Origin of the sequence: Larkinella insperata (genome assembly GCF_026248825.1) — a bacterium.
Taxonomy (GTDB): Bacteria; Bacteroidota; Bacteroidia; order Cytophagales; family Spirosomataceae; genus Larkinella; species Larkinella insperata.
Genome location: NZ_CP110973.1, coordinates 5,763,378 through 5,788,615, shown reverse-complemented (window position 1 = coordinate 5,788,615; position 25,238 = coordinate 5,763,378). Strand labels below are relative to the sequence as shown.

22 protein-coding genes are annotated in these 25,238 nt (G+C 53.6%); 15 read left to right on the top strand and 7 right to left on the bottom strand.

The genetic code is table 11. From position 1 onward, the window contains the following. Nucleotides 1–69 precede the first annotated feature (69 nt). The 5 genes from OQ371_RS23265 to OQ371_RS23245 all read right to left on the bottom strand — a co-directional run bounded on the left by OQ371_RS23265 (nt 70) and on the right by OQ371_RS23245 (nt 5,845). A complete protein-coding gene (locus OQ371_RS23265; protein WP_265990730.1) occupies nt 70–633 on the bottom strand; it encodes a cupin domain-containing protein in 564 nt (187 codons plus the stop codon). Nucleotides 634–838: 205 nt separating this feature from the next. Beyond that, on the bottom strand, nt 839–1,759 hold the full coding sequence (locus OQ371_RS23260; protein WP_265990729.1) for an NAD-dependent epimerase/dehydratase family protein: 921 nt from the start codon (nt 1,757–1,759) through the stop codon (nt 839–841). Between the two features lie 294 nt (nt 1,760–2,053). Beyond that, nucleotides 2,054–3,292, bottom strand: coding sequence for a 3-phosphoshikimate 1-carboxyvinyltransferase (locus tag OQ371_RS23255; RefSeq protein ID WP_265990728.1), 1,239 nt, complete (start codon nt 3,290–3,292; stop codon nt 2,054–2,056). A 165-nt stretch (nt 3,293–3,457) separates the two neighbouring features. Then, nucleotides 3,458–4,051 (bottom strand): hypothetical protein, encoded by a 594-nt coding sequence (locus OQ371_RS23250; RefSeq protein ID WP_265990727.1) that lies wholly within the window; start codon nt 4,049–4,051, stop codon nt 3,458–3,460. 174 nt (nt 4,052–4,225) lie between these two features. Beyond that, a complete protein-coding gene (locus tag OQ371_RS23245; protein ID WP_265990726.1) occupies nt 4,226–5,845 on the bottom strand; it encodes a DUF4139 domain-containing protein in 1,620 nt (539 codons plus the stop codon). Between the two features lie 175 nt (nt 5,846–6,020). On the opposite strand from OQ371_RS23245, the gene OQ371_RS23240 reads away from it, so the two are divergent. From OQ371_RS23240 to OQ371_RS23205, 8 genes are all read left to right on the top strand, one after another. Beyond that, nucleotides 6,021–7,091 carry an Ldh family oxidoreductase gene (locus OQ371_RS23240; protein WP_265990725.1) on the top strand — a complete coding sequence of 357 codons (1,071 nt, stop codon included), beginning with the start codon at nt 6,021–6,023 and terminating at the stop codon, nt 7,089–7,091. A 23-nt stretch (nt 7,092–7,114) separates the two neighbouring features. Beyond that, nucleotides 7,115–8,059: an EamA family transporter gene (locus OQ371_RS23235; protein WP_265990724.1), complete on the top strand. Its 945-nt coding sequence runs from the start codon at nt 7,115–7,117 to the stop codon at nt 8,057–8,059. Nucleotides 8,060–8,182: 123 nt separating this feature from the next. After that, entirely contained in the window at nt 8,183–9,220 is a 1,038-nt protein-coding gene (mltG, locus tag OQ371_RS23230; protein ID WP_265990723.1) for an endolytic transglycosylase MltG, read from the top strand. 105 nt (nt 9,221–9,325) lie between these two features. After that, entirely contained in the window at nt 9,326–9,745 is a 420-nt protein-coding gene (locus OQ371_RS23225; RefSeq protein WP_265990722.1) for an acyl-CoA thioesterase, read from the top strand. Nucleotides 9,746–9,775: 30 nt separating this feature from the next. Further along, nucleotides 9,776–10,729 (top strand): YihY/virulence factor BrkB family protein, encoded by a 954-nt coding sequence (locus OQ371_RS23220; RefSeq protein ID WP_265990721.1) that lies wholly within the window; start codon nt 9,776–9,778, stop codon nt 10,727–10,729. A 257-nt stretch (nt 10,730–10,986) separates the two neighbouring features. Next, entirely contained in the window at nt 10,987–12,033 is a 1,047-nt protein-coding gene (locus OQ371_RS23215; RefSeq protein ID WP_265990720.1) for a glycosyltransferase family 2 protein, read from the top strand. A gap of 102 nt (nt 12,034–12,135) precedes the next feature. Beyond that, a complete protein-coding gene (locus OQ371_RS23210; protein WP_265990719.1) occupies nt 12,136–12,759 on the top strand; it encodes an L-threonylcarbamoyladenylate synthase in 624 nt (207 codons plus the stop codon). Between the two features lie 199 nt (nt 12,760–12,958). Further along, nucleotides 12,959–13,996, top strand: a complete 1,038-nt coding sequence (locus OQ371_RS23205; RefSeq protein WP_265990718.1) for a hypothetical protein — start codon at nt 12,959–12,961, stop codon at nt 13,994–13,996. Nucleotides 13,997–14,228: 232 nt separating this feature from the next. Here the strand turns inward: OQ371_RS23205 and OQ371_RS23200 are convergent, their stop codons facing one another. Then, nucleotides 14,229–15,104, bottom strand: coding sequence for a lysophospholipid acyltransferase family protein (locus OQ371_RS23200; RefSeq protein WP_265990717.1), 876 nt, complete (start codon nt 15,102–15,104; stop codon nt 14,229–14,231). 60 nt (nt 15,105–15,164) lie between these two features. Between OQ371_RS23200 and OQ371_RS23195 the strand changes: the two genes are divergently transcribed. From OQ371_RS23195 to OQ371_RS23180, 4 genes are all read left to right on the top strand, one after another. Next, complete coding sequence (locus OQ371_RS23195) at nt 15,165–15,872, top strand: WbqC family protein (protein ID WP_265990716.1); 708 nt, start codon at nt 15,165–15,167, stop codon at nt 15,870–15,872. A gap of 61 nt (nt 15,873–15,933) precedes the next feature. Further along, on the top strand, nt 15,934–18,468 hold the full coding sequence (locus OQ371_RS23190; RefSeq protein ID WP_265990715.1) for an ATP-dependent Clp protease ATP-binding subunit: 2,535 nt from the start codon (nt 15,934–15,936) through the stop codon (nt 18,466–18,468). 114 nt (nt 18,469–18,582) lie between these two features. After that, nucleotides 18,583–19,050, top strand: coding sequence for a hypothetical protein (locus tag OQ371_RS23185; protein WP_265990714.1), 468 nt, complete (start codon nt 18,583–18,585; stop codon nt 19,048–19,050). 144 nt (nt 19,051–19,194) lie between these two features. After that, a complete protein-coding gene (locus OQ371_RS23180) occupies nt 19,195–20,334 on the top strand; it encodes an outer membrane beta-barrel protein (protein WP_265990713.1) in 1,140 nt (379 codons plus the stop codon). 2 nt (nt 20,335–20,336) lie between these two features. On the opposite strand, the gene OQ371_RS23175 is transcribed toward OQ371_RS23180, so the two are convergent. After that, nucleotides 20,337–21,107, bottom strand: coding sequence for a phosphatidylinositol-specific phospholipase C/glycerophosphodiester phosphodiesterase family protein (locus tag OQ371_RS23175; protein WP_265990712.1), 771 nt, complete (start codon nt 21,105–21,107; stop codon nt 20,337–20,339). Between the two features lie 225 nt (nt 21,108–21,332). Here OQ371_RS23175 and fabG point away from each other — a divergent pair, with 225 nt between their 5' ends. The 3 genes from fabG to OQ371_RS23160 all read left to right on the top strand — a co-directional run bounded on the left by fabG (nt 21,333) and on the right by OQ371_RS23160 (nt 25,180). Continuing rightward, complete coding sequence (gene fabG / locus OQ371_RS23170; protein WP_265990711.1) at nt 21,333–22,079, top strand: 3-oxoacyl-[acyl-carrier-protein] reductase; 747 nt, start codon at nt 21,333–21,335, stop codon at nt 22,077–22,079. Between the two features lie 85 nt (nt 22,080–22,164). After that, nucleotides 22,165–24,249 carry a vWA domain-containing protein gene (locus OQ371_RS23165; protein WP_265990710.1) on the top strand — a complete coding sequence of 695 codons (2,085 nt, stop codon included), beginning with the start codon at nt 22,165–22,167 and terminating at the stop codon, nt 24,247–24,249. After that, on the top strand, nt 24,236–25,180 hold the full coding sequence (locus OQ371_RS23160) for a DUF2279 domain-containing protein (RefSeq protein ID WP_265990709.1): 945 nt from the start codon (nt 24,236–24,238) through the stop codon (nt 25,178–25,180). The genes OQ371_RS23165 and OQ371_RS23160 overlap by 14 nt, the downstream gene beginning before the upstream one ends. Nucleotides 25,181–25,238: the final 58 nt, after the last annotated feature.

Sequence of the window (25,238 nt, the reverse complement as noted above, 5' to 3'; positions counted from 1 at the left end):
GATGAAAGAAGCTAAATAAAAGAACCCGTCTCACTTTTACGAGTGAACCAAGACCGCTTACCGCTACTTTCAATCAATTTTCAACGGTGGCCCCACCACCTGCATCTCGTTGTCGCTGAAGGTTTTGGCCACCTCGGCCGGCGTGGGGTCATGATCCATCGCAGCCATGGTGACGAAGAAATCCTCCAGCTTGCCCGCTGGTTGAAGGATCACAAGCATCTTGCCGGTTTGGGCGACCTGCGTCCAGGCGTGGGGCACCTTCCGGGGCAGAAAAATGCTGTCACCTACGTTCAGACGGTATTTTTCGTCACCGACCTGAAAAGAATACGCTCCCTCCAGCACGTAAAAAATCTCGTCCTGCGCCGGGTGGACGTGCAGGGGCGTTCCCCGGCCCGGCGACAGCGAGGTCTGTTCAAAAATCGCCAGATCGCCGTCGGTATCACTACCCGAAATCTTGACGTCCAGCACGTTCGAATTGACGCCTTTGAGCCGAAGGTGGCCGTGCTTGCGACCTTCCCCGGCGTTGATTTTGAAGCCTTTGCTCCGCTGGAACGTTTTTTTTAGGTGGGTAACGGCCAGCGTAGGTACCGTTGACATACTCAGCAGGGCTGCCATAAAACGGGTTCTTTTCATGGTGTTCGTCCGTTGTGTTTCGAATGAAAAGGCAAACCGGATTAATTCCCAGAACAGGATAAAATCAGGGCGAATCTGCCGACGAAACGAATACTAACCAGCCAGCAGGACGCCGTATCCTAAGGTAGCGGTAAGTTACTAATTGCTACGGCTTTAGACCACTAAGAATTGACGGAACGGTTGTTGGCCACTACCCTGAAAGCGTTTAATTCGCTTCCACCATGCGCTTTACCCCTTCGGCCGGGCTGGTGGGCCGGAAATCAAACGCTTTCTCGAATTTACTGCTGTCAAAAAAGTAGTCGCGGTCGTATTGATACGCCATTTCCGGAAACTCGCTCATGATGGGCACAAAAATTCCAATCAGGCGAATCATCCAGGTGGGCAGCGCCATGATTTTGGGCTTTACATTCATTTCCCGGGCAACCAATTCGATCCATTGTTGGCCGGTCAGGCGACTGTGATCGGTGGGTAGGTGCCAGACCTGGTTGTAGGCGCTGGCGGTGTTGCCGAGCAGGGCCGTGGCTTTGGCGGCATCGGGCGTGTAGGTAAACGAGTGGACCTTGTCGGTCCGGGCAAACCAGTTGGCGGCTTTGCCTTTCTGGAAGTTCTGCACAACGGTTTGCACCATCAGGCTCTTGTCGTTGTGCGGCCCGTAGAAGTCGGCGGCCCGGGCAATCAGGGCGGTCAGGGTGCCCCGCTTCACTTCCTCCATCAGCATTTCGGCGACGGACGCCCGGACTTTCCCTTTCTGGCTGATCGGATTGACGGGATTCTCCTCGGTCATGTGTCCCACGGAGTGGGCATCATACAGGTACACATTGTCGAAAAACACCAGTTTTGCCCCGTACTGCTTGCAGGCATCCATGACGTTTTGCATCAGAGACGGCCAGTTTTTTCGCCAGATTTTGATGCTGTATTCAAAACCAACGGTCAGGTAGACCACCTCAGAGCCTTCGACGGCTTTAAACACCTGGTCGCGGTCGGTTAGGTCGGCAGGGAAGAGTTCGTCGGTTGGGTTGACTTGTTTGGGGGAACGGCTGACGAGCCGGATGCGGTCGGTATAGGGGAGAAGTTCTTTCGCTAAATCGCTGCCGATGGTTCCGCCGGCGCCCAAAATCGTTTGCATGTGCTGATTTTGTTAGGTACAGCACAAAGGTCGGTACCGGGCACCGGCGGGGATATGACCGGAAATGAAAATAAAAATGACGAAACGCGAAAAACCGTCCCTGATACCCGGATAACCCCGGGGCGGCATGGGAGGGGTGGTGCCCCGCGGAGCAGTATGAGATGCCTCCCTCGTCACCCGGCTGTCCGAGGCCAGGCTGGATTCCCTCCGCGTGATGGCATCCTCTCCGACACTGCGTCCTCCCCGCACTACGTACGGGGTTATCCAGCGTCAACCCCTGGCGGGGTTGGAGGGTCAACCGGCGAATTGTACGTCGGCGACCTTCGCCATATCGTCCCAGAAGGAGGGATACGATTTGGCTACCACACCCGGTTCTTCGATGACAACTTCCCGGCGCATGGCAACTGGGGCAAACGCCATCGCCATACGGTGATCGTCGTAAGTTGCAAACGTCGGGGTATCGGACACTTCGACAATTTGACGGACTTCGTAGCGGGTGTTTTTCTCGACCTCCACCAGTTCGGCGCCGACCTTTTTCAACTCGGTCTGCAGGGCCAGAACGCGGTCGGTTTCCTTGATTTTCAGGCTTTCGATGCCCGTCAGCGTCAGCGGAATATTTTTAACGGCGCAGCAAACAGCCACGGTCTGGGCCAGATCCGGGCAGTCCGTAAAGTCCCACGCCAGGGAGGACTGGGCCGGAATTTTCGTCAGCTGGACCCCCTGGCTGGTGAAGGTGCTTTCCACACCCAGTGGCCGCATGATGTCGACGATGGCACTGTCGCCCTGCAACGAGTCTTCTTTCAACCCGAGCAGTTCGATTTCCGAGGATTCGTCTTCCGCCAGCGCCAGCATACTAAACCAGTAGCTCGCCCCCGACCAGTCGGATTCGACGGCGTAATCGGTCGGGGTGTACGGTGTTGGGGGAACGGTAATGGTTTTATGGGTCCAGTCGGCCACGCTCGTGACTCCAAAGTGCTCCATCTGCCGCAGCGTCATTTCGATGTACGGGCGGGAACCCACCTCGCCGGTTAGCTCGAGCGTCAGGCCGTCGGGCAGGGTGGGGGCAATCATCAGCAGGGCCGAAATATACTGGCTGCTCACGTCGCCCCGGATGGCCAGCCGGTTGGTGCCGTTGGCGGCAAAGCCGTTGGTTTTCAGGGGCGGAAAGCCTTCGTTTTTCAGGTATTCAATGTCCGCACCCAGGGTCCGCAGCGCATCGACCAGGATGCCGATGGGTCGCTCGCACATGCGGGGCGTTCCGGTGAGGGTTTTGTGCTGACCCGTTGCGGCAAAGTAAGCCGTCAGAAACCGCATGGTCGTTCCGGCATCCAGGACATCGGCCACGGGGTCTTCCGATTTCAGCAACCGGATCATGGTCTGTGAGTCGCGGGCGGCCGAAACATTGTGCAGCGTACCGCGAAACCCGGTCAGCGCGTTGATGATCAGGGCGCGGTTGCTTTCACTTTTGGAAGAAGCCAACGGGATGGTAGCCCGGATAGGCCCGGCAGGAGGGGTCAGACGTACAGCGTTCAAATCGGAAACGAATTAGTTAATTTTTCCGCAAAACTACGGAGAGAAACGAATAAGTGAATCAGGAGTTGAGAATTATGAGTGAGGAGTTAAAAACGGTCATTTACCTGGTTACAGCTAGTAACCCTCTTCATCGGCCGATTTTTATTATCTATAATTTCCTGATAATTAATAGGTTTCCAAGACTTTAAGCTGGTGATTCTGGTTGATTCGGTAGCGCGGAAAGCTTAATTTGTAGCAAATGGCTGCCAGCCCAAACATAACGGCGGGGGCTTTCAGGGCGCGGGTGTCGGCAGTGAGTTGTTGCTCCCGGCGAGACGTATTGATCACGTCGGCAATAAAGAAAACCGTTCCGGCGATGGGAAACAGGTAAGTGCCCTGGGTGACAAACGGGATTTGACGGTTAATGTAGATTTTTTCAATGCGGTCAATCCGGAAATGAACGGCTTCATCCAGAAACGTATTTGGATCTTCCAGGATCAGCACGAGCGACGAATCCGTCACCTGATAAATCTTTTCCCGGTATTTGCGGCCTTCGTACCGGAACTTGATTTCTTCGTTGGGAAAAAAACGGTGCCGGTGAAATCCACCAAACCGCCCCATTACGTCCAGGGCCAGGTATTTTTGGCCCGGTTTAATCATGGCTGCGTAGGGGGATCTCTGCTTGATCATCAGCGAATCAACCGAGAGGGTATCGCTCTGAGCCCAAAGGGTTTGGGTGATAAACAGCAGAAAAACCGTAGCAAACAGGCGGTGCATCATACTCTATAAAACGGCAAATAGAACAAATATACTTTTGATGGAATCCTGATTTTTTGCTTTGCAGCAAAAACCAAATCAAGGTAATAACCAAAAAATAGCCAGTTGGGTATGCCGTTTTTTACGTAAATAATGTTAACCCCGGCCAGTTTTCTACCGCTGACCGGGGTTGGCGACTTACTGCGCATTCACGAGTTGTTTGCCTTTCGGGTATTTGACCGTGTATCGAAACACCAGATCCCGGCTTTCGCCCGGTTTGAGGGCCAGGTTCCAGGTCAGGCGACCGGTTTCGGCATTATGTTCGGCCCCCGAGCGTTCGTCCAGTTCTACCTCAATCCGGCTGTCGGTCGAGATCGGAATCTGGTCGAAAAGCATCAGATCGACGGCTTCCGGCTTCGTATTGCGAACCGTAATTTTATAGCTGTAGCTGTCACGGACGGACGAACTCAGGCTTTTGCGGCTGCTAAAATCCTGGGTTTTCTCCCGTTTCACCACAATCTTCTTATCCCGGCCAAGCCCGAGCGCCAGCGTGTCGCCGGCCTGTTGCAAATTTACCTGCGATTCGCCGACGTAAGTCTCTTCAAAATACGTGCGGGCCGTGCCGTTCAGCAGGTTGAGCTTTTCCCAGCCGCTCAGGGTTGCCACTAGAAACGCATCCGTGTCCAGTTTGGGCGTGGCGGTGTAGCGGTAGGTGGCCGGTAGCTCACCAGTCTGAATGTCGACCACCTGCGGGCGGTTGTTGGACAGAACCGTGTAGGGAACCGAAATGTCAAAAACAACACTGGTGGGCTGCTCAACGACCTGCGTAAAATTGGCGGTCGTGGCCATATCGGCGGCTGGTGCGGAGGGAGTAGCTTCTTTCTTTAAAACCTGCATGCCCATTACTTTTCCTTGCAAATTTGATCGCAAAGATTCCATCGATGGAACCGGGCGCGGTTCGTAAAAGCCCACAAACTGCGTTTCCAGTTGCGGTTGAGTACCGGGCAGAGCGGGGTTGGAGGTCGAAAGCGTCAGACGGACGTTCTGCCAGTCGAAACCGGTGTTCTGGTACACGTTGGCTTTGTAGGCCAGCGTGGCCGGGTTTTTGGTATTCTTTACCCGAATGTCGTAAAAGGGCGTCCAGCCCGCGTCGTTCACCACGTAGCTCAGCGCCAGATCAACGGCGGTGCGGTTTTTGGCCGTCAGCGTCACCTCAATTTCGCCCACGGGCCGTTCGCGTTTGGCGTTCTGTTCTTTAACCTGCCCCTCCAGCCGGTCTACTTTCTTTTTCTGTTCCTGAAGGTCTTTTTCCAGTGCCAGCAGCTTTTTACCCACATCGGTCAGGCGCTGACGGAAAAAATCGGCCATGTCGGACACCTCCTTCACGGAAGTGCCTTTTTCCGAGCCGACTTTCTGGTTGGCCAGCACCATCTTCTTTTCGTTCTCCAGCACGTCTTTCTGGAGGTTCAACGCGTCGAACGTCTCGCGGGCCAGCCGCAGCGAATCTTCCAGCCGTTGCAGGGAAACGGGTTTGGGTATTTTGGTCAGGAAATTAGTGCGAAACTGAATGCCCTGAATGGTGGCGTCGCCCTTGCCGCTGACCTGAATGCTCTGCGGGTCGGTCTGGGCCGATGCGTTGTCGATAATCAGCCGTGTGACGCCGGGGCCGATGGTAGTCCGGGCCTGGGCGTTGATCTGGGCGCGGTTCAGAAAAACCGTTACGTGCTGAATGGTGGAGTTAACCCGTAGTTCATCATCCTGCGCCAAGGTGGCCGAAAACGACAGGCAGGCAGCTATAAAGATGTGGATTGTTTTCATGAAAGCAGTGGTGGAAAATGATACATCGAGAATATAGATACGATCGGGGGCGGTTTCGTTTAATCTGACCCCTATTTTTGCAGAAAAAATCGAAGTCCTTTTCGGGTTCGATTCCTGAGTTTTCCGTGAAAACCGTCGGGCTGGGCGTCAATGTCCGGTCTGTAGCCCCAAGCAAATGATTTCAGTTCAGCAAGTTAAAGCGTTTACCAAACAAGTTTTCCTTAAAATCGGCTTTTCCGAAGCGGATGCCGAAGTAGCCACGACGGTGCTGGTCCAGGCCGACCTGCGCGGGGTTGATTCGCACGGGGTGGCCCGGCTGGCGGGGTATGTTCGTCTGTACGACCACGGGCGTCTGAATCCGACGCCGAGCATTCAGGTCGTTCACGAAACCCCGTCGACGGCGGTGATCGATGGCGACCGGGGTGTCGGGCTGGTTGTGGGGCCGCAAGCCATGCAGATAGCCATCGAAAAGGCGCAGGTCGCCGGAACGGGCTGGGTCGCCGTCCGTAATTCCAACCACTTCGGAATTGCCGGATACCACGCCATGCTGGCCCTCGAACACGATATGATCGGGATGACGATGACCAACGCGGCTCCGCTCGTGGCTCCGACTTTTTCACTTGACAAATTGCTGGGCACCAATCCGATTGCCGTGGCCGTTCCCGCGCTGACCCAACCGCCTTTTGTGGCCGATTTTGCCTCTACAGCGGTAGCTTACGGCAAGATGGAAATTTTGCAGCGCAAGGGGCTGGCCGCTCCGCTGGGCTGGGCGCAGGATGCTGAGGGCCAGCCGTCGACCGATTCGAATCCAATCCGGAACGGCGGGGCCCTGCTGCCGCTGGGCTCCGACCGCGAGCACGGCAGTCATAAGGGGTACGGTCTGGGGGCCATCGTCGATATTTTCTCCGGCGTGTTGTCGGGGGCCAACTACGGGCCGTGGGTGCCGCCCTTTGCCACGGCTGGTTTCATGGCCGCGCAGGAAGGCGTCGGGGCCGGAACGGGCCACTTTTTCGGGGCCATGCGCATCGATGCATTCCGGCCCGCCGACGAGTTCAAGCGGCACATGGACACCTGGATTGGGGCCTTCCGCAACGCCCGCGCCGTGGAGGGGCAACAGGTTCTGATTCCCGGCGATCCGGAGCGCGCAATGGAAGCCGAACGCGAACAGAACGGCTTGCCGCTGATCGAACCGGTTGTGCAAAGCCTGCGCGAACTGGCCGAGCGGTTTGACCTGACGTGGGCGTAAAATAAGCTGAACGCGACAAACAAATGAGCCAAACCCCACCGAAACCGTTGCCGGTCCTGCTGGCTTTTACGGCTATTTACATCATCTGGGGCTCTACTTACCTGGCGGCTTTGCTGGGTCTGGAGAGCATTCCGCCGTTTCTGATGGCGTCGTTGCGGTTTCTGATTGCCGGATTGCTGCTGTACGGCTGGTGTCTGGTGAAAGGAGAAGCCCGGCTGACGGCGCAGACGGTGAGCCGCAATGCCCTGAGCGGTATTTTGATGCTGTTTGGCGGAACGGTTTCGGTGATCTGGGCCGAGCAGTACATTCCCTCGGGTCTGGCGGCCATCCTGGTGACGACCATGCCGTTCTGGTTTGTGCTGCTCGACCGGCGGCAGTGGGCTACCTATTTCGCCAGCTGGCTGATTCCCGGCGGTCTGGTCATTGGGTTTGTGGGGGTGGTGTTGCTGCTGGCGCAACCGGAGCAGACGGCGCCGGTGCGGTCGCCGGACGGACACTACGGATTGAGCATCGTCGTTTTGCTCGCGGGGGGTATTTTCTGGACGGTGGGTTCGTTATTTGCCAAATACAAACCGTCGACGGCCTCCAACACCTTCAACGGCAGCCTGCAGTTGCTGGCAGCGGGGAGTTTCAGCGGTTTGGCCAGCCTGATTTCCGGCGAACTGGCTACCTTCCAGCCGGCTGCCGTAACGCCGACATCCTGGCTGGCTCTGGTGTACATGATTGTGATGGGGTCCATCGTTACGTATCTGGCTTATTTGTGGCTGCTGAAAGTTCGTCCGCCGGCCATTGTCAGCACCTACGCGTACGTTAATCCGGTGATTGCGGTTTTGCTGGGGTGGCTGTTTGCCAACGAATCGCTTTCCGGGCGGCAGTTGCTGGCGTTGGTGGTGATTCTGGCGGGGGTGCTGCTGGTCAATTTGCCAAAATACCGGGTGGTACCAAAGCCGTCGGAGGCAACCGGTTAATTTGTTGGCAGAGAACCGCTGCGGTTGCTACCTTTGCAGTCCTAATTCATCTAAAAGGTAATCGTTTGTGCGATCGGGACGACTCAACCCGGACCGTATCCCGTGAACGGACTCACTTATTCTATGTCTCGTAAGGTTGTTGCTGGTATTCTGATTACCATTTCTGTGTTATTGGCTACGCTGTCGTTTTACGCGTGGCAAATTTTTAAAACGCCGAATCTCCAGGTGGGGGACGGTGACAAAGACTTTGCCTTGCTGATTCCGCGCGGGGCCACCTTCGAAACCGTCATGGATTCGCTCCAGAAGCATGACGTGGTGAATGACAAAATGTCGTTCCGGTTTCTGGCCCGTTTCATGAACTACACTGATCACGTGAAGCACGGCCGGTACGTTATCGAGAAGGAAATGACGAACCAGGAGGCCATTCGCAAACTACGGTCGGGAGCGCAGGATCCCATGAAGCTGACTTTCAACAACATCCGGTTGAAAGACGAACTGATTGCCAAACTCGGCAGCAAATTTGAATTCGGTCCGCAGACGCTGGATTCGCTGCTGAAAAATCCGGCAGTTTGCCAACGCTACGGTTTCGACACCACCACCATCATGTGCATGTTTCTGCCGAACACGTACGAGTTTTTCTGGACCACCAGCGCCGACAATTTTCTGGACCGCATGGGCAAGGAATACAAGAAATTCTGGACCCCCGAGCGCCAGCAGAAAGCCCGGGAGCTGGGCCTGACCCAAACGCAGGTGCAGACGCTGGCGTCCATTGTGGAATCGGAAAGTAAGAAAAATGACGAAAAACCGCGCGTGGCGGGGGTTTACCTGAACCGCCTGCAACGGGGCATGTTGCTGGAAGCCGACCCGACGCTGGTGTTTGCCCACCGCGATTTTACCATCCGCCGGGTGCTGAACGTTCACAAACTCATCGACTCGCCCTACAACACGTACCGGTTTAAGGGCCTGCCGCCCGGCCCGATCAACCTGCCAACGCTGAGTTCGATTGATGCGGTGCTGAACCACGAAAACCACGACTACCTGTACTTTGTGGCCCGCGCCGACTTCTCCGGTTACCACACGTTCGCCAAAACGTACGCAGAGCACCTGAACAACGCCCGGATTTACCACGCCGAGTTGACCAAACGCGGAATCATGAAATAAAAAGGCCCGTGATGCCCGCGAGCGAAAAGACAAAATCGCTGGTGCTCGTTCTTTCGGTCGTGGGTTGTCTTGAGTCTATTGGCTGTTGTCTACTGTCCAAAGCAGATGTTTATCTACGATGTTCCGCCCATCCGGGTCCGCTACGCCGATACCGATCAGATGGGGTACGTTTATTACGGCAATTACGCCCGCTACTACGAAATTGGGCGGGTTGAGGCCCTGCGAAGCCTGGGGTTTCATTACAAGGACATGGAAGCGTCGGGGGTGATGATGCCGGTGTACGAAAACCGTTCGCGCTACCTGCGCCCGGCCCGCTACGACGACCTGCTGACGATCCGGGTGACGATTCGGGAGCTGCCCAGCGTCCGGATTGTGTTTCATTACGACATCTACAACCAGCACGGTGAACACCTGAACACGGGCGAAACCACGCTGGTGTTCATGCAGTCGGGCACGGGGCGGATTACGAAAGCGCCCGCCGATCTGAGGGCTCTGCTCAAACCTTTTTTCGAGCCAGCGGTTTAATTTCTGTCCAGAAAATGATCCGTATCCTGTATGTTGGAGAAATTGATGCAGTATAACGCGGTTCAGCGCGCTATTATCTTCCTGCAAAAACGCCGGGCTTTTGATTCGAAACAGAACTGGTTTGACTTCCTCCGGCATTTCTTGCCGAAAGTAACCGACAACGACACCAGTGAACGGGCCGCTTCCGTGGCCTACAGCCTGATTCTGGCGGTCTTTCCGGCCATCATCTTCCTGTTTACCCTCATTCCGCTGATTCCGATTCCAAACATGGAGAATCAGGTGATGGATTTTTTCGCGCAGGTCTTGCCCGCGTCGACCTACGATACCGTCAAAGCAACCATCTACGATATCATCAGCCGCCCGCGGGGGAATGTCCTGTCGTTCGGTTTTTTGCTGGCGTTATACGCGGCTACGAACGGAATCCTGTCGTTGATGATGGCGTTTAATTCCTCCCACAAAACCGACGAGGGGCGGGGTTTTCTCAAAACCCGGCTTATTGCCTTTGGCCTGACGATTATGCTGGCCTTTGCGCTGTTTCTGGCCATTGCGGTGCTGGTCATTGGAGGGGTTATTACGGATTACCTTCAGCAGATCCAGATTCTGGACAATGTGGTAGTGGCGACGCTCCTGAACATTGGCCGTTATCTGGTGGTTTTCGCGGTGTTTGTGGCGGCCATTTCGGTGATTTATAAATTCGGCCCGGACATGGACATGAAGTGGAAATTTGTCAATCCGGGTGGGATCATCGCTTCGGTACTGGTAGTCGTAACGACCTTTGGCTTCTCCTATTACGTTTCCAATTTTGGCTCCTACAACAAACTTTACGGCTCCATCGGTACGTTGATTGTCCTGATGATCTGGATTAATCTGGTCTGTTTATTACTGATTCTCGGGTTTGATATGAACGTTGCGCTGTACAAACTCGAAGGCGACAAAAATCCGCAGGTTGCTGATAAAACAATAAATGCTCCCCAAACCGCTTAGAGAGCATTTATGATAACCCTAACCCAAAAAATCACAAGCCTAGCTCTCGGCAGAGGCTTAGACTGTTTCTTGCTTAAGAATAGTAATAAAAACCGTGCCAAAAATAAAAGTGGCCTGGAATGTGATTTTTAGGTTTGGTCTGATTTATGCTCACCGTTTGCTAAATACTATGGCGCTTATCTGTTGATTAATTTTTAGTATTGTCTACGAAAGAGTTGCAGTCTCTTGTCCGATAACCGCCTGTTTTTATCATTTGTATGGCTGAAACTCTTGGAACCATACCGTCCGGCCTGCTGGCAGATTACCTGTCGTCGATCAGGCCCCTGGTATCCGTAATCTGTATCAGTTACAACCACGAGCGTTTTATCACCGCTGCGCTGCAATCCGTACTGGATCAAACCTACCCGGCGGTTGAACTACTGGTTATTGACAACAACAGCACCGACAGCTCCGTGGCGCGGGTAGAGACCCTGATGCAGCAACACCCGAAAATTCAGCTGATCCGAAACTGCGAAAACGTCGGCATCTGCCGGGCGTTCAATCAGGGGTTGAAGCTGGCGCAGGGGCGGTACGTAATCGATCTATCGGCCGACGACGTGATGCACCGGGAGCGGATTGCCCGGCAGGTGGCCGGTTTTGAACGGCTGGCGGGCGATTACGCCGTCATCTTCAGCAATGCCGCCTTTATCGATGAAAATGATCACCTGACCGGCTATCACTTCCCCGTCAGCCCGAACGGAATGACCACCCGGCCCGTGCCGTCGGGCTGGGTCTTTAAGGAAATCCTGGCTTCTTATTTTGTGTCTACACCCACGATGATGATGCGAAAAGATGTACTCGAGAGCCTGGGCGGCTACGACGAATCGCTGAGTTACGAAGATTTTGACTTCTGGGTCCGGTCGGCGCGGAATTACCGGTATTACTATCAGGACGAAGTGCTGACCAGCAAACGGGTCGTTCAAAAATCCCTTTCCTCCCAGTTTCAGGACCGCAACAGTGCGTTGCTCGGTTCAACCCTGAAAGTTTGTTACAAAGCCTTCGACCAATGTCAGACGGCGGAAGAATACCGGGCGTTGGCGGGCCGTATTCGCTGGTTTATCCGGCAATGTTTTTATACCGAGCAATTTGAACTGGCCTTTCAGTTTGGGGAATTGCTGGAATTTATGGAAAAGCCCGACTGGCCGACCGCCCTGGTTTTACGGCTTTGTAAATGGCGTCTTCCGGTCAACGGGCTGTACCGACGGTATGCGCAGTGGCAGCAAAACCGGCAGCTCCGCCAGGGTGAGGTTCGGCCGGTGGTTTAAACTCTTGGAAGGCAGAAGAGCCTTGTTACCCGTTTATACGGAGGCCGCAGGTTGGAACCAAATGGCCGCAGGTTAGTTACCTTAACTAATTAACCGAAGCCTATGCCAGCCGAATTTTTGCGAATTCATCCCGATACGCCCGAGGAGCGGAAGATCCAGCACGTTGTCAGTGTCCTGCGCGACGGCGGGGTCATCATCTACCCAACCGACACCATTTACGGTCTGGGTTGCGATATTCACAACACGCGGGCCATTGAGCGAATTGCCCGCTTGAAGGGCATCAAGCCGCAGAAAAATGATTTTTCATTTATCTGCCACGACCTCAGCCACATTGCTGATTACGCCCGGGTGGGCAATCAGGCGTTTAAAACCATGAAGCGGCTGTTGCCCGGGCCGTACACGTTTATTCTGGACGTCAGCCACCGGGTGCCGAAAATTCTGCACACGAACAAGCGAACGGTCGGCATCCGGATTCCTGATCACGCCATTCCCCGCGAGATTGTGAAGGAACTGGGCAACCCGATTATCACGACGACCATCAAGGACATCGAAGACGATTTCGACCCGTATATTACCGACCCGGAGGTTATTTTCGAACGGTTTCAACATCAGGTAGATCTCGTAATCGACGGCGGTATGGGGGGGAATGTACCCTCTACGATCATCAATGCCACATCCGACGATTTTGAAATTGTCCGTCAGGGATTGGGCGTCTTTGAAGAATAAGGGAACAAACGGGCGGCCGTCAATTTAGAAATCCACCCGCTCATTATTTCTCAAATCCTGTTTTGATTTACAGGAGAGTTTCTATTTTTGGCAGAACGTACCCCCGTTGCGGGTACGAGTCGATTCTATTCACATTCAACAAAAGAACAAAAACACTGTGGTAAACGGAGGGAGTAAGTCGTGCCTAACGGCATGGAAAATGGTTGCAGTTGCTTCAATTCTCATTCAATTCAACGCGTTAACCGGTTGCTCGTCCAGCAACGGAGACAGCAAGGCCAGCACCGCCACCGACAGTTCAGCCGCTCAGGCCGCAACCCCGGTAGCCGACTCCGCCCGGAAAACGACTCCAGTGTCGACCGCAGCGGCCGACACAACCACGGAAACGGACCCGCTGAAAGCCGACTCCCTGAAATTTACGGGCAACCTGCCCGACACCCTGCTACCCAAACACCGGATTTTGGCGTATTACGGCAATCCGCATTCCACCCGTATGGGAATATTGGGCGAGTACCCCCGCAAGGAAATGCTCCGGCGGCTTGATCAGGAAGCGGCCCGGTGGCAGAAGGCCGATCCGTCGAAACCGGTTTTGAAAGCACTTCATCTGGTGGCTATTTCGGCGCAGGGAACTCCTCAGAAAGACGGTAAATACCGGCTGCGGATGAGCGATAAAACCATCCGGAAAGTCATTAGCTGGGGAGCGCAACACGGCGCCGTTGTGTTTCTGGATATTCAGGTGGGGCTGGCCAATCTGGAAGGAGAACTGGAGTTTCTTGAAAAGTATCTGAAACTGCCCTACGTACACCTCGGTATTGATCCGGAGTTTTCGATGAAAACGGGGGCCAAACCGGGTACCAAGATCGGAACCTACGATGCGGCTGATGTCAACAAAGCGATTCAGTTTTTAAGCCGGGTTGTGAAGGAGAATAACCTGCCGCCCAAAGTGCTCGTTGTCCACCGGTTTACCCAGCGAATGGTAACCAACTACCAGAACATCAAACTCGACCCGCGGGTGGCCGTCGTGATGGACATGGATGGCTGGGGACCCCCTTCCCTGAAAATCGACTCGTACCGGGATTACATCGTGAAAGAACCGGTTCAGTACACGGGTTTCAAGCTGTTTTATAAAAACGATCTGAAGAAGGTTGACAAACGCTCCAAGCACAAGGTTCCGCACCTGATGGAACCCGAAGAAGTGCTGGCGCTCGACCCCAAGCCGTTGTATATTCAGTATCAATAAGCATAATCGCAAGTTGCCCGCCAACCAAGCCCGCCAGGCTTGTCGCACTGCCAGTCCCGGATGCAACCCGGGACTGGCAGTGCAGACCATCACTGCCAGCCCGCAGAGTCCGTAACTCCTGCGGGCTGGCGTCAGACGAGCGATCTCCTCGCTACCAGCCCCATCAGCCCCAGATCGCACCCGGGGTTATCCAGTGTCAAGCCCTGTTGGGCTTGCAGGGTCAGGGGCGTTTTTACCATTTTACCTGCGTTCTTTCGTACTGGGAGCGTTTATGCTTCCAGCGTTTGTGGGACCAAAGCCAGTCCGAGGGAGCTTTCCGGATGGTTTTTTCCAGCAAATCCCGGTACCGGTTTAACAGTTCCCCATTCGGAAGTTGGTCGTAGGGCGGTTCGGCGATGGGGTAGAAGGTCATTGAATAATGACCCCGCCGAACCCGTTCCATCTCGATGTAGAAAACCGGAATTTTAAAGGTACGGGCCAGCCGCTCCGTACCCGGGTAGAAGGGGGTTTCCTGGTGCAGAAAGGACGTCCAGTAACCGTATTCCGGCTGATCGGGAATCTGGTCGGCCACCAGGGCAATCAGGCGGGGTTCGTGGCGTCGGCTGGCCATTTCGCGCAGCAAAGACTTCATGGGCACCGGTTTGGCCCCGAACCGGGAACGGATGTAACGGACCACATGCTCCGAAAGCTCATTGTTTAACTTTTTATAGACGGCATCGGCGGGCATCCCGTTCACGACCGACGCGGAAGGAGCCCACTCCCAGTTGCACTGGTGAGACGCCATAATCAGCACCGGCTGACCGGTAGCCAGTTTGTCCAGCACCAACTCCTTGTTGGTGAACTGCACCCGTTCTTGCAGCGCTTCCGTCGACAATCCCGGCAGTTTGACGGTTTCGACGAGTACGTCGGCGAAGTTGCGGTAAAATTTTTTAGCGATCCGGCGACGCTCAGCATCCGATTTTTCCGGAAAAGATCGTTTTAAATTCGTAAGGATAACTTCTTTTCGGTAACCAATCACATGCGCCAGCAAGTAGTACAGGAAGTCGGCAATGGCGTAAAATACGGTAATCGGTAATCGGGAGAGAATGCGAAAAAAGTAAAGTGTCATCGGAAAATTGAGAAACTGGTCGGCAAAACCATACCGCAAATTAAAATTTTGCTAAACCGTTTGCTTGTTCAAATCGAAATTCATTTATTTGGTCCCATCAACATGTCGAGTATATTGGAAAAGTACCACGTTGACCGTGTAAATCAGGGTATTCGGATTGAATTGCACTATCTGCCGAGCCTGACTTATTTCACCGCACTTTTACCCTTCGATACCGTTTGGCTGGAAGCAGCCGAGCATTATGGAAAGCAAAGTTACAGAAATCGGTGTTATGTCCTGACGGCAAATGGCCCCGACCGGCTGACGGTTCCGGTACTGAATGGTACGCATAAGCAGTTAATCCGCGATGTTCGGATCGACGACCGGCAAGCCTGGACCGACCGTCACTGGCGGTGTTTGGTAACGGCTTACAGCAAAGCTCCTTTTTTTGAGTTCTACGCTGATGATTTAGAGACGGTATTTCGCCGGAAGTGGGTGTATCTGTTTGAGCTAAACCTTGAACTGCTGACATTATGTCTGAAGTGGCTGGGCTGGAAAAAAAACATTGCTTTGACGGAAATATTTGAAAGGCAGGTAGTTAGTCAGGTTCTGGACGCTCGTTCCCAAATTAATGCCCGGGGAGATACACAAAATGGCAGGTTTTATCGTCCGGTCGCGTATCAACAAAACTTTGGCAATGTATTTGTACCAGATTTAAGCATTCTGGATTTAATTTTCTGCCAAGGGACCGAAGCCTCTAATGTTTTACAGCAGTCGTTAATACAGTGAACAATACCGAAAAAATTTTCGTTAGTTAGATAAGACGCAATTACAATACAACCCTAAGCGAATGGAAGCTAAATTTTCGAACCGAGTTAAAGAAGTTATCTCGCTCAGCAGAGAGGAAGCCCTGCGTCTGGGTCATGATTACATAGGTACAGAGCATCTGCTGCTGGGTATGATTCGGGAAGGCGAAGGGGTAGCCGTTGGGTTATTGAAAAAATTGGGCATTTCATTGGACGAACTCCGTGTAACAATCGAACAGGCGACCAAGGGAACAGCAACCAACAATGTCAAAAATCTGGCCAATATTCCACTGACCCGCCAGTCTGAGAAAGTCCTGAAAATTACGTACCTGGAGGCTAAAATCTTCAAAAGTCCGCTGATTGGCACCGAGCACCTGCTGTTGTCGATTCTGCGCGATGAAGATAATGTGGCCACCCAGATCCTAAACAAATTTAACGTCAACTACGAGGTAATCAAGGAGATGCTGGAATATCAATCTTCTGGTACACGTCCGCACATGGGCCCCGAAACTGACGACGACGACAACGACCGCGGCATGTTTGGTAGCAGCAGCTCCGGCTCGGGCAAAGATCCGAAAGGTTCTGAGAAGTCGCGGACGCCGGTTTTGGACAACTTCGGACGTGACCTGACTAAGCTGGCCGAATTAGGCAAACTCGACCCGATTGTTGGTCGTGAAAAAGAAATTGAGCGCGTGGCCCAGATCCTGAGCCGCCGGAAAAAGAACAACCCGATCCTGATTGGTGAACCGGGCGTTGGTAAAACCGCCATTGCGGAAGGTCTGGCGCTGCGGATCGTTCAGAAAAAAGTATCGCGGGTGCTGTTTGGCAAACGCGTGGTGACGCTGGACCTGGCTTCGTTGGTGGCCGGTACCAAATACCGCGGTCAGTTTGAAGAACGCATGAAAGCGGTCATGAACGAGCTGGAAAAGTCACCGGAAGTGATTCTGTTCATTGACGAGTTGCACACCATTGTGGGTGCGGGTGGCGCTTCGGGTTCGCTCGATGCCTCCAACATGTTCAAACCAGCACTGGCCCGGGGCGATATCCAATGCATTGGTGCCACGACGCTGGATGAATACCGGCAATATATCGAAAAAGACGGCGCACTGGCCCGTCGGTTCCAGGTAGTGATGGTCGACGCTACGTCAGTGGAAGAAACCATCGAAATCCTGAATAACATTAAAGATAAGTACGAAGATCACCACCACGTCAACTACACGCCCGAAGCGGTAGAAGCGGCCGTGAAACTTTCGGAGCGTTACATCTCTGACCGGTTCCTGCCCGACAAAGCCATCGATGTTCTGGATGAAGTAGGTGCCCGCGTACACATCTCCAACATCTCGGTTCCGGAAGATATCTTGAAGCTGGAAGAAAGCATCGAGAACATTAAGAAGGAGAAAAACCAGGTGGTGAAAAGCCAGAAATACGAAGAAGCCGCTCAACTGCGCGACAAGGAAAAACGTCTGATCGATCAGTTGGACCGTGCGAAACTGGCCTGGGAAGAAGAAACCAAGAAAAAACGCTACACGGTAACGGAAGAAAATGTGGCCGAAGTCGTTGCCATGATGACGGGCATCCCGACCAACCGCGTAGCCACCAACGAAGGCGCTAAGCTGCTGAACATGTCAGACCAATTGACCGGTCGCGTGATTGGTCAGGACAAAGCCGTACAGAAACTGGTGAAAGCCATTCAACGGACCCGTGTTGGTTTGAAAGATCCCAAAAAACCAATCGGTTCGTTTATCTTCCTCGGCCCGACCGGGGTTGGTAAAACCGAGTTGGCGAAGGTTTTGGCTTCGTATCTGTTCGACAAAGAAGATGCGCTGGTGCGGATTGATATGTCGGAATACATGGAGAAATTCAGCGTAAGCCGTCTGGTCGGAGCTCCTCCGGGCTACGTCGGTTACGAAGAAGGGGGGCAGTTGACGGAAAAAATCCGCCGGAAACCCTACTCTGTCGTTCTGTTGGATGAGATCGAGAAAGCCCACCCGGATGTGTTCAACATCCTGCTGCAAGTGCTTGACGATGGTATCCTGACCGACGGTCTGGGTCGCCGGGTTGACTTCCGGAACACCATCATCATCATGACCTCGAACATCGGGGTTCGTGACCTGAAAGATTTCGGTACCGGTATTGGTTTCGCCACCCGTGGCAAAACGGAGAACCAGGACGAGATCATGAAGAGTACGATTCAGAACGCGTTGCGGAAAGCCTTCTCTCCGGAGTTCCTGAACCGTCTGGACGATGTGATCGTGTTCAATTCGCTGCAACGCGAAGACATCCACAAGATCATTGACCTGATGCTGGGCAAACTGCTGGGTCGGGTAACGAGCCTGGGCTACAAAGTCGAACTGACCGAAAAAGCGAAAGATTTCCTGTCAGACAAAGGCTACGATCCACAATACGGTGCTCGTCCGCTAAGCCGGGCTATCCAGAAATACCTGGAGGATCCCGTGGCGGAAGAAATCCTGAAAGGTGATCTGAAAGAAGGCGATGTGATTCAGGCCGACTACGATGATAACGGTGAAAACCTGATCATCACGGTGAAGAAACCGGAGCCGGTAACCGAATCAGAATAACTTCTGACTAAATAGAATACCGATAGGCTGGACGAAAGTTCAGCCTATTTTTTTACTTAGGGGAGTCAAAAGCAGTCTAGCAAAATTCTCCGCCACTGCATCAACTCAACGACGATGAAAATCACAACTACCCTAAGCCTTCTTTTTCTATCGACCGGCTGCGCCCTTGCCCAAACTGAAGCGGGACGGGCGCTGTGGAGTGGAACTCTGCAAATCAACACTACCCAACTGACGGGTGAATATCCCAATGGCTACATCCGGCGCAGCCCGCAGCTCAACGGCTCCATCAACCACGGGGTGTTTTTGCCGAATAACTGGCTGATGGGACTAGCGGTCAGCGGTTCGTATTACAAGCAGCGGAATACCAGCGGGATTGCTCTCGATCGGCAGTACTGGCAGGGCGGTTTGTCGGTTTTTACACGCAAATATTGGGGTAACAGCAACTGGCGGGTTTTTGTCGGGGGCGGCCTTGGGGGCCGTCTGGATCAGCTTCGGCAGGAAGTGTACACGGCCCAGAACGAGCGTTCCTGGCGAAAACCGGACCCATATCTACCGGTTTGCCCCGTTCTCTTTTATAGTTGACATTTCCGGGTAACTGGCTGACCGGTCTTTTCCTTCTAATAAGTTATCGATGGTTTTTAAGGCTACTTAAGGAATTTTAACAAGAATTAGCATACATATGTGGATAGCATCCGCTATATTTTTAACGGATTAACTATCTACATCATGAGAAACCTCCTACTCTTAGCCGGCCTGGCTGCGGTCTCCACCCTTGCTCAGGCACAAACCGAAAAAGGCCAGGGCATCTGGACCGGAAACTTGTCTGTTGAGTATTCATCCCAAAAGAATGACATAACTCCAAATACGTACAGAAGTCACTCAATCCAAAGCGGTTTAGCCTTGAATCGGGGTGCTTTTTTTAAAGATAACTGGCTAATAGGTGTGGGAGTAAGTGCCGGTTTAAATGCAAACCGTTCGAGTCGGGCCTATTTAAACCAACGAGAAAAAGATAAAACTACAGAACTTTCTACTGGGCTAAATGGGTATATCCGGCGGTATTGGGGACGGGATAGATGGCGGGTATTCCTGGGTGGTGGTTTGACATTAAACTATAACACGATCAATCACGAAGGTGAAAATGTACAAAGCCCCGATGGAAACAGCTTTACCGCTTCACCCATTTTCCAAGTTGGCGCTAATTACTACCTAACCGACCGCATTGGCCTGGAAGCATCGACAAACACGGGTTCTTATCCCTTCTCACTGAGTGGCGTTGGAGTTGGGTTAGTCATTTTAACGGGCGTTAATTCGTCCAGCAGTGCAGAGTCATATGAGGCTCCCCAGACGGCAAAAGGACGATGGATAGTCGGTGGTGGTTTCAGCTTCATTACAACGGGAGGCAGGGATAACCAACCAGGAGCACAAGAAGAACGATCCAATACGTTTACAATCTCACCGTCGATTGGATGGTTTGTTCAAAAGAATCTTCTCCTGGGTGTTTCGGTGCCGTTAGGTTTAAGCAGCTCGGATGACGGTTCTGCTTTTGTTTACGGTATTAATCCTTACGTAAAAAAGTATATTTCGGATAACCGGTTGCGGCCTTATGTTTCCGGCGATTTATTATACGCAGCTACTCGAAACAAGTCCAGCGTCAATGACACCAAGACCACAAACCACCAGGCGGGTGTTGCTGTCGGTGCCGGTTTAGCGTATTTGCTTGGCGAGCGATTTATTGTAGAAGCAACATTGGGAAGCGTATATTTTAACAAACAATTCTATCCGGAAAATTCCGACTACAAATCCTGGAATGGCGGTCTGTCAGCTACATTACAACCCGGCTTTACGATCAATTACGTGTTCGACTGAGATCACTTGATCACCTTCGCGCATTCCTCTACGCTGTCGGTATTGATGAAATCGACGCCGATTTTGTCGAGTTGTTTCCAGGTGTTGGCGTTGTCGGGGGCGGCCCAGAACCGGATGGGCTTCTCCTGGCTGTGCGCCCGTTTGATAAACCGTTTCAGTGTTTCGCGGTCTTTTTCCGGCATCTCGCCCTCGCCGTTCCAGCGGGAATAGTTCCGAAAAGAATCGCTGAAGAGCGCTACGTGCTTGATCGTCTCGTCGTCGTACAACTCGCTGGGCCGACCGTCGAACAGAATGTAGGCCGGATAATCAATCCAGTCGGCAATGGGCGGACGGTTACCGCTGATCACCAGTTGAATAGCCATCGGGTTCATGGACCGGTCGAAGCAGGTGCGGTAAGGGGCTACGGCTTTTTCCAGCAGTTTAATGCCTTCCACGCCGTTGTCCTTCATGTCAATCATCAACTGAAAAGTATACTTCCGGTCGTCACTGACGGACCCGGATGAGTACCGGTTTTTGTGCCTGGCGAACAGATCGGCAATCGGCTTTAAATACAGGGAATCCAGCGTACGGCCAGGTTTTATTTGGGATTTCTCATGGGCAACTAGTAATTTACCGTCAACCACGTACACGTCCGCTTCGATAGACCCGGCGCGGTGACGAACGGCGTTTGTGAGCGGCTCTGACTTCTCGTAATCGTTGTGGGCGTGAATTTGCTGGGCGATACTCTGCAAGCTGGAACAGATGGTCAGGCACGTCAGTGCAAAACGTATCATGAGTATAGACGGAGTTACGATGATAAAATCAAAGATTGTTTGGCAACCAAAACTTTCGCCAATCTTCACACGATGCGTTGGGAACTACGCGTTTCGGAGAAAGAACGACGCAAAAAGTCGCGCAACTCTTTATCAGGTTTCGAGCAAAAGTAGTCGGATGATCGAATATATACTACTATTTTTGCGGCCAATCTTATAAACCTTCGTTATTCTCAAATCTACTTCATGAGTTTACTTCAAGGAAAAGTTGCGCTGATTACCGGAGCCTCACGCGGCATCGGCCGGGCCATTGCCACCCGTTTCGCTCAGGAAGGCGCTGCCATTGCATTCACCTACCTCTCAAGTGTTGAAAAAGGACAGGCGCTGGAAGCCGAACTAGCGGCTTTCGGGGGTAAAGTCAAAGGCTACCGGTCTGACGCTTCGGACTTTAAAGCCGCCGAAGAACTGGTGAATCAGGTCATCGCTGATTTTGGTACCATTGACACGGTGATCAACAACGCTGGTATTACCCGCGACGGTCTGCTGATGCGGATGAGCGAAGAACAATGGGATGCCGTGATCAACGTTAATCTAAAGTCGGTCTTTAACCTGACCAAAGCCGTAATCAAACCGATGATGAAAGCCAAAAGTGGTTCGATCATCAACCTGACGTCGGTAGTCGGTTTGCGGGGTAACGCCGGGCAGGCCAATTACGCGGCTTCCAAAGCGGGCATCATCGGCTTTACCAAGTCGGTGGCGCTGGAGCTGGGCTCGCGCAACATCCGTTCAAACGCCATTGCTCCGGGTTTCATCGAAACCGAAATGACCGGCGAAATCAACGAGAAAGCCATGGAAGAATGGAAGCAGTCCATCCCACTTAAGCGTGGTGGACAACCGGAAGAGGTGGCCGATTGTGCCCTGTTCCTGGCTTCCGACCTGTCGCGCTACATCACCGGCCAAGTGCTGCAGGTCGACGGGGGAATGCTTACGTAATAATGATGAGTTTGGCGTGAAGAATGAAGAGTTGCCTGACGCCGTTAACTCTTCATTCTTCACGCCAAACTCTTAACTGAAAAAGATGCGCTCCGAACTGTATTTTCAATCGTCGCCCTGGTGGCTGCTGGTTTGTCTGGCGGTCGGGGCGGTTTATGCATTTGCCCTGTACCAATCAAATGCCGGATGGAGCCAGCGGATGAATCTGGCGCTGGCGGCATTCCGGTTTCTGGTCGTCAGTATGGTGTGCTTCCTGCTGCTCAATCCGCTGATTCGCAGCATCCAGACCGTCACTGAAAAGCCCAAGGTGGTATTGGCGATTGATAACTCAGAGTCGATGACGGCGGGTGGACGGGCGCAGCTCGACCGGGCGCTCGAAGCCGCCAGCCAGCTACGCGAACGGCTGACGGGCGAAGATATTGATGTGTCGGTGCAAACCCTGGGCGATAGCCTGGTTGCGGGGGATCTGAAAACCGTTGCCTTCAACCGGCGAACCACGGACTTGTCAAACCTGCTGGGCGGCATCCGGACGGCCTACGAGGGGCGCAACCTGACCGACGTGGTGCTGATCTCGGACGGTATTGCCAACCAGGGCCTGTCACCGACGTTCGGGCGCTACAACTTCGCGGTGCATACCGTCGGGGTGGGCGACACCATCCCGAAGCGGGATGTGCAGTTGAAGGATGCCGTTGCCAACAAGATTGCGTACCTGGGGAATCAGTTTCCCATTCAGGCCGACGTGGCCAGCTTTGGCTTTCAGGGCCAGACGGGAACGGTGGTTTTGCGGCAGAACGGCCGGGAACTGAGTCGGCAAACCGTGAATTTCAACCGGCCCGAAACCTTTCAGCAACTGACGTTTCAGACTTCCTCCAACCAGAAAGGAATGCAGCACTACGTGGTGGAAGTGCTGCCGCTAAGTGGTGAATTTTCCCCCCGAAACAACCGCCGGGATGTTTACATTGACATCATTGACGGAAAGGAAAAAATTCTGCTGCTGGCCCTGAGCCCGCATCCCGACATCAAGGCCTTTCGCAACATCATCGAGAAAAATCAGAATTACGAACTTGATATCCGCATCCTGAACGGAGGCACCGCCGATATTCCGGACAAGGTCTACGATCTGGTAATTCTCCACCAGCTGCCCGATAACCAGAATGCCGGGGCCGCGGTTGTTCAGAAAGCGCTGCAAAAAAATACGCCCGTGCTTTTCGTGCTGGGCAACCAGTCGGGCTTGCAGTCGTTCAACGGCCTGAATCCGGTGATGCAGATCGTGGCCGGGGGCGGGCAGACTGACAAAGTGACGGGACGGTTTAACCCCGATTTCCGCCAGCTGAATCTGGACGCGCAAAAACTGACCCTGCTGGACCGTTTGCCGCCCATGCTCGTGCCGTTCGGTGATTTCAAACTGTCGCCGGGCAGCGAAGTGGTGCTGTGGCAGCAGGTCGGGAGCGTACGGACGAACAAACCGTTGCTGGCGCTCAACATTTCTTCCCAGCGCAAAGCCGCCGTGCTGGCGGGCGAAGGGCTGTGGGAGTGGCGTCTGGAAGAATTCGCCCTGACCGACAATCAGGCCGTCGTGGATGAGTTGCTTCAGAAGGTGATGCAGCTGGTGTCGATCAAGGAAGACCGTCGGAAGCTACGGGTGTACCCAATCCGCAACGAATTTCTGGCGGGAGAAAAAGTGGTGTTCGAGACGGAGATGTACAACGACATTTACGAGAAGCTGTACGACCGCCCGGTGCGGCTGGAAATCACCAACGAACGGGACGTGCCCCGGAGTTTTAATTACACACCGACCGCCAGCAACTCCCGTTTCGAAGTCAGCAGCCTGCCCGAAGGGGTGTACCGGTTCCGGGCGACGGCTTCACTGAACGGCCGGACCGAGACGGCTACGGGCGAGTTTATTGTTCGGGAGCAGCAACTGGAAGCCATCAACACCACCGCCGATCACCTGATGCTGCGGCAACTGGCCCAGCAAACCGGTGGCCGGTTCTACAATGCCGCCACGCTGGCCGCGCTGGCCGACGATCTGGTCAGTCGCAAACCCGCCGGACGCCTGAGCAGCAACGAAGCCCTCAACGAATTGATTAACCTGCGGTGGATCTTCTTCCTGATCCTCCTGTTAATCAGCGCCGAGTGGGGTCTGCGAAAATACCATGGAGCGTATTAAACAAAGGAAAGGAAGTAGCGTGAAGGGAATTGCTGTACTGAAAGCCGTTTTGCTTTTTTTTCTGCTTCACTCCCTCGTCCCCTCCGCCGTTGCGCAGGATACCACCAGCCGGGCCACCGAACCCTGTTACCGCTGCCGGCTTCGGGGTTTGCTCATCGGTGAATCCGTCGTTTATGCCGGTACGCTGTACGGGTTGAGCCGGGCCTGGTACAACAATCCGCTGACAAACTTCAAGTTTTTTAACGACAACCGGGAGTGGCTTCAAATCGACAAAGTGGGTCACATGGTAACGGCCTACCAGATTGCCCGGGTTTCGGCGCAGGCGTATGAATGGGCGGGTCTTTCAGAACGCAAAGCCGCGCTCTACGCCGGTCTGACCGGGGTCATCTTCCAAACCCCAATTGAGATTCTGGACGGTTTTTCGCCGGAATACGGTTTTTCGGTGGGCGATATGATCGCAAACGTCGCCGGTCCGGCGCTGTATACCGCACAATACCTGACCTGGGGTGAATTGCGGATTCAGCCCAAATTCTCGTTTCACTACACGGCGCTGGCCAGAGAGCGCCCGAACCTGCTGGGAAAACACTGGAACGATCGCTGGCTGAAAGACTACAACGGGCAGACGTACTGGTTATCGGTCAATCCCTCGTCGTTTGCCGGGCGCGACACCCGGCTTCCCAAGTGGCTGAACGTGGCCGTTGGGTACGGAATTCACGACATGGTATCGGCCGAGGTGGCCGGGAGCATGGAGCGCGGGTTTCGACCGTACCGGCAGTATTACCTCTCACTCGATGTGGATTTTACCCGGATAAAAACCCGGAAAAAGACGTTGAAAACCGTGTTCTTTCTGTTGAATACGCTGAAAATGCCCGCGCCGACGCTGGAGTACAACGGCCGGAACGGTTTTCGTTTTCACACGTTATATTATTAACGTACCTAGAACGTACTTGCGGACCTTGCTCCGTAACGGCGTGGTAGGACATCATCAT

What these genes read in the sequence shown, in the direction of transcription:
- OQ371_RS23265 (WP_265990730.1), bottom strand. Translation starts at nt 633, where the DNA reads ATGAAAAGAACCCGTTTTATGGCAGCCCTGCTGAGTATGTCAACGGTA.
- OQ371_RS23260 (WP_265990729.1), bottom strand. Translation starts at nt 1,759, where the DNA reads ATGCAAACGATTTTGGGCGCCGGCGGAACCATCGGCAGCGATTTAGCG.
- OQ371_RS23250 (WP_265990727.1), bottom strand. Translation starts at nt 4,051, where the DNA reads ATGATGCACCGCCTGTTTGCTACGGTTTTTCTGCTGTTTATCACCCAA.
- OQ371_RS23245 (WP_265990726.1), bottom strand. Translation starts at nt 5,845, where the DNA reads ATGAAAACAATCCACATCTTTATAGCTGCCTGCCTGTCGTTTTCGGCC.
- OQ371_RS23240 (WP_265990725.1), top strand. Translation starts at nt 6,021, where the DNA reads ATGATTTCAGTTCAGCAAGTTAAAGCGTTTACCAAACAAGTTTTCCTT.
- OQ371_RS23235 (WP_265990724.1), top strand. Translation starts at nt 7,115, where the DNA reads ATGAGCCAAACCCCACCGAAACCGTTGCCGGTCCTGCTGGCTTTTACG.
- mltG (WP_265990723.1), top strand. Translation starts at nt 8,183, where the DNA reads ATGTCTCGTAAGGTTGTTGCTGGTATTCTGATTACCATTTCTGTGTTA.
- OQ371_RS23225 (WP_265990722.1), top strand. Translation starts at nt 9,326, where the DNA reads ATGTTTATCTACGATGTTCCGCCCATCCGGGTCCGCTACGCCGATACC.
- OQ371_RS23220 (WP_265990721.1), top strand. Translation starts at nt 9,776, where the DNA reads ATGTTGGAGAAATTGATGCAGTATAACGCGGTTCAGCGCGCTATTATC.
- OQ371_RS23215 (WP_265990720.1), top strand. Translation starts at nt 10,987, where the DNA reads ATGGCTGAAACTCTTGGAACCATACCGTCCGGCCTGCTGGCAGATTAC.
- OQ371_RS23210 (WP_265990719.1), top strand. Translation starts at nt 12,136, where the DNA reads ATGCCAGCCGAATTTTTGCGAATTCATCCCGATACGCCCGAGGAGCGG.
- OQ371_RS23205 (WP_265990718.1), top strand. Translation starts at nt 12,959, where the DNA reads ATGGTTGCAGTTGCTTCAATTCTCATTCAATTCAACGCGTTAACCGGT.
- OQ371_RS23200 (WP_265990717.1), bottom strand. Translation starts at nt 15,104, where the DNA reads ATGACACTTTACTTTTTTCGCATTCTCTCCCGATTACCGATTACCGTA.
- OQ371_RS23190 (WP_265990715.1), top strand. Translation starts at nt 15,934, where the DNA reads ATGGAAGCTAAATTTTCGAACCGAGTTAAAGAAGTTATCTCGCTCAGC.
- OQ371_RS23185 (WP_265990714.1), top strand. Translation starts at nt 18,583, where the DNA reads ATGAAAATCACAACTACCCTAAGCCTTCTTTTTCTATCGACCGGCTGC.
- OQ371_RS23180 (WP_265990713.1), top strand. Translation starts at nt 19,195, where the DNA reads ATGAGAAACCTCCTACTCTTAGCCGGCCTGGCTGCGGTCTCCACCCTT.
- OQ371_RS23175 (WP_265990712.1), bottom strand. Translation starts at nt 21,107, where the DNA reads ATGATACGTTTTGCACTGACGTGCCTGACCATCTGTTCCAGCTTGCAG.
- fabG (WP_265990711.1), top strand. Translation starts at nt 21,333, where the DNA reads ATGAGTTTACTTCAAGGAAAAGTTGCGCTGATTACCGGAGCCTCACGC.
- OQ371_RS23165 (WP_265990710.1), top strand. Translation starts at nt 22,165, where the DNA reads ATGCGCTCCGAACTGTATTTTCAATCGTCGCCCTGGTGGCTGCTGGTT.
- OQ371_RS23160 (WP_265990709.1), top strand. Translation starts at nt 24,236, where the DNA reads ATGGAGCGTATTAAACAAAGGAAAGGAAGTAGCGTGAAGGGAATTGCT.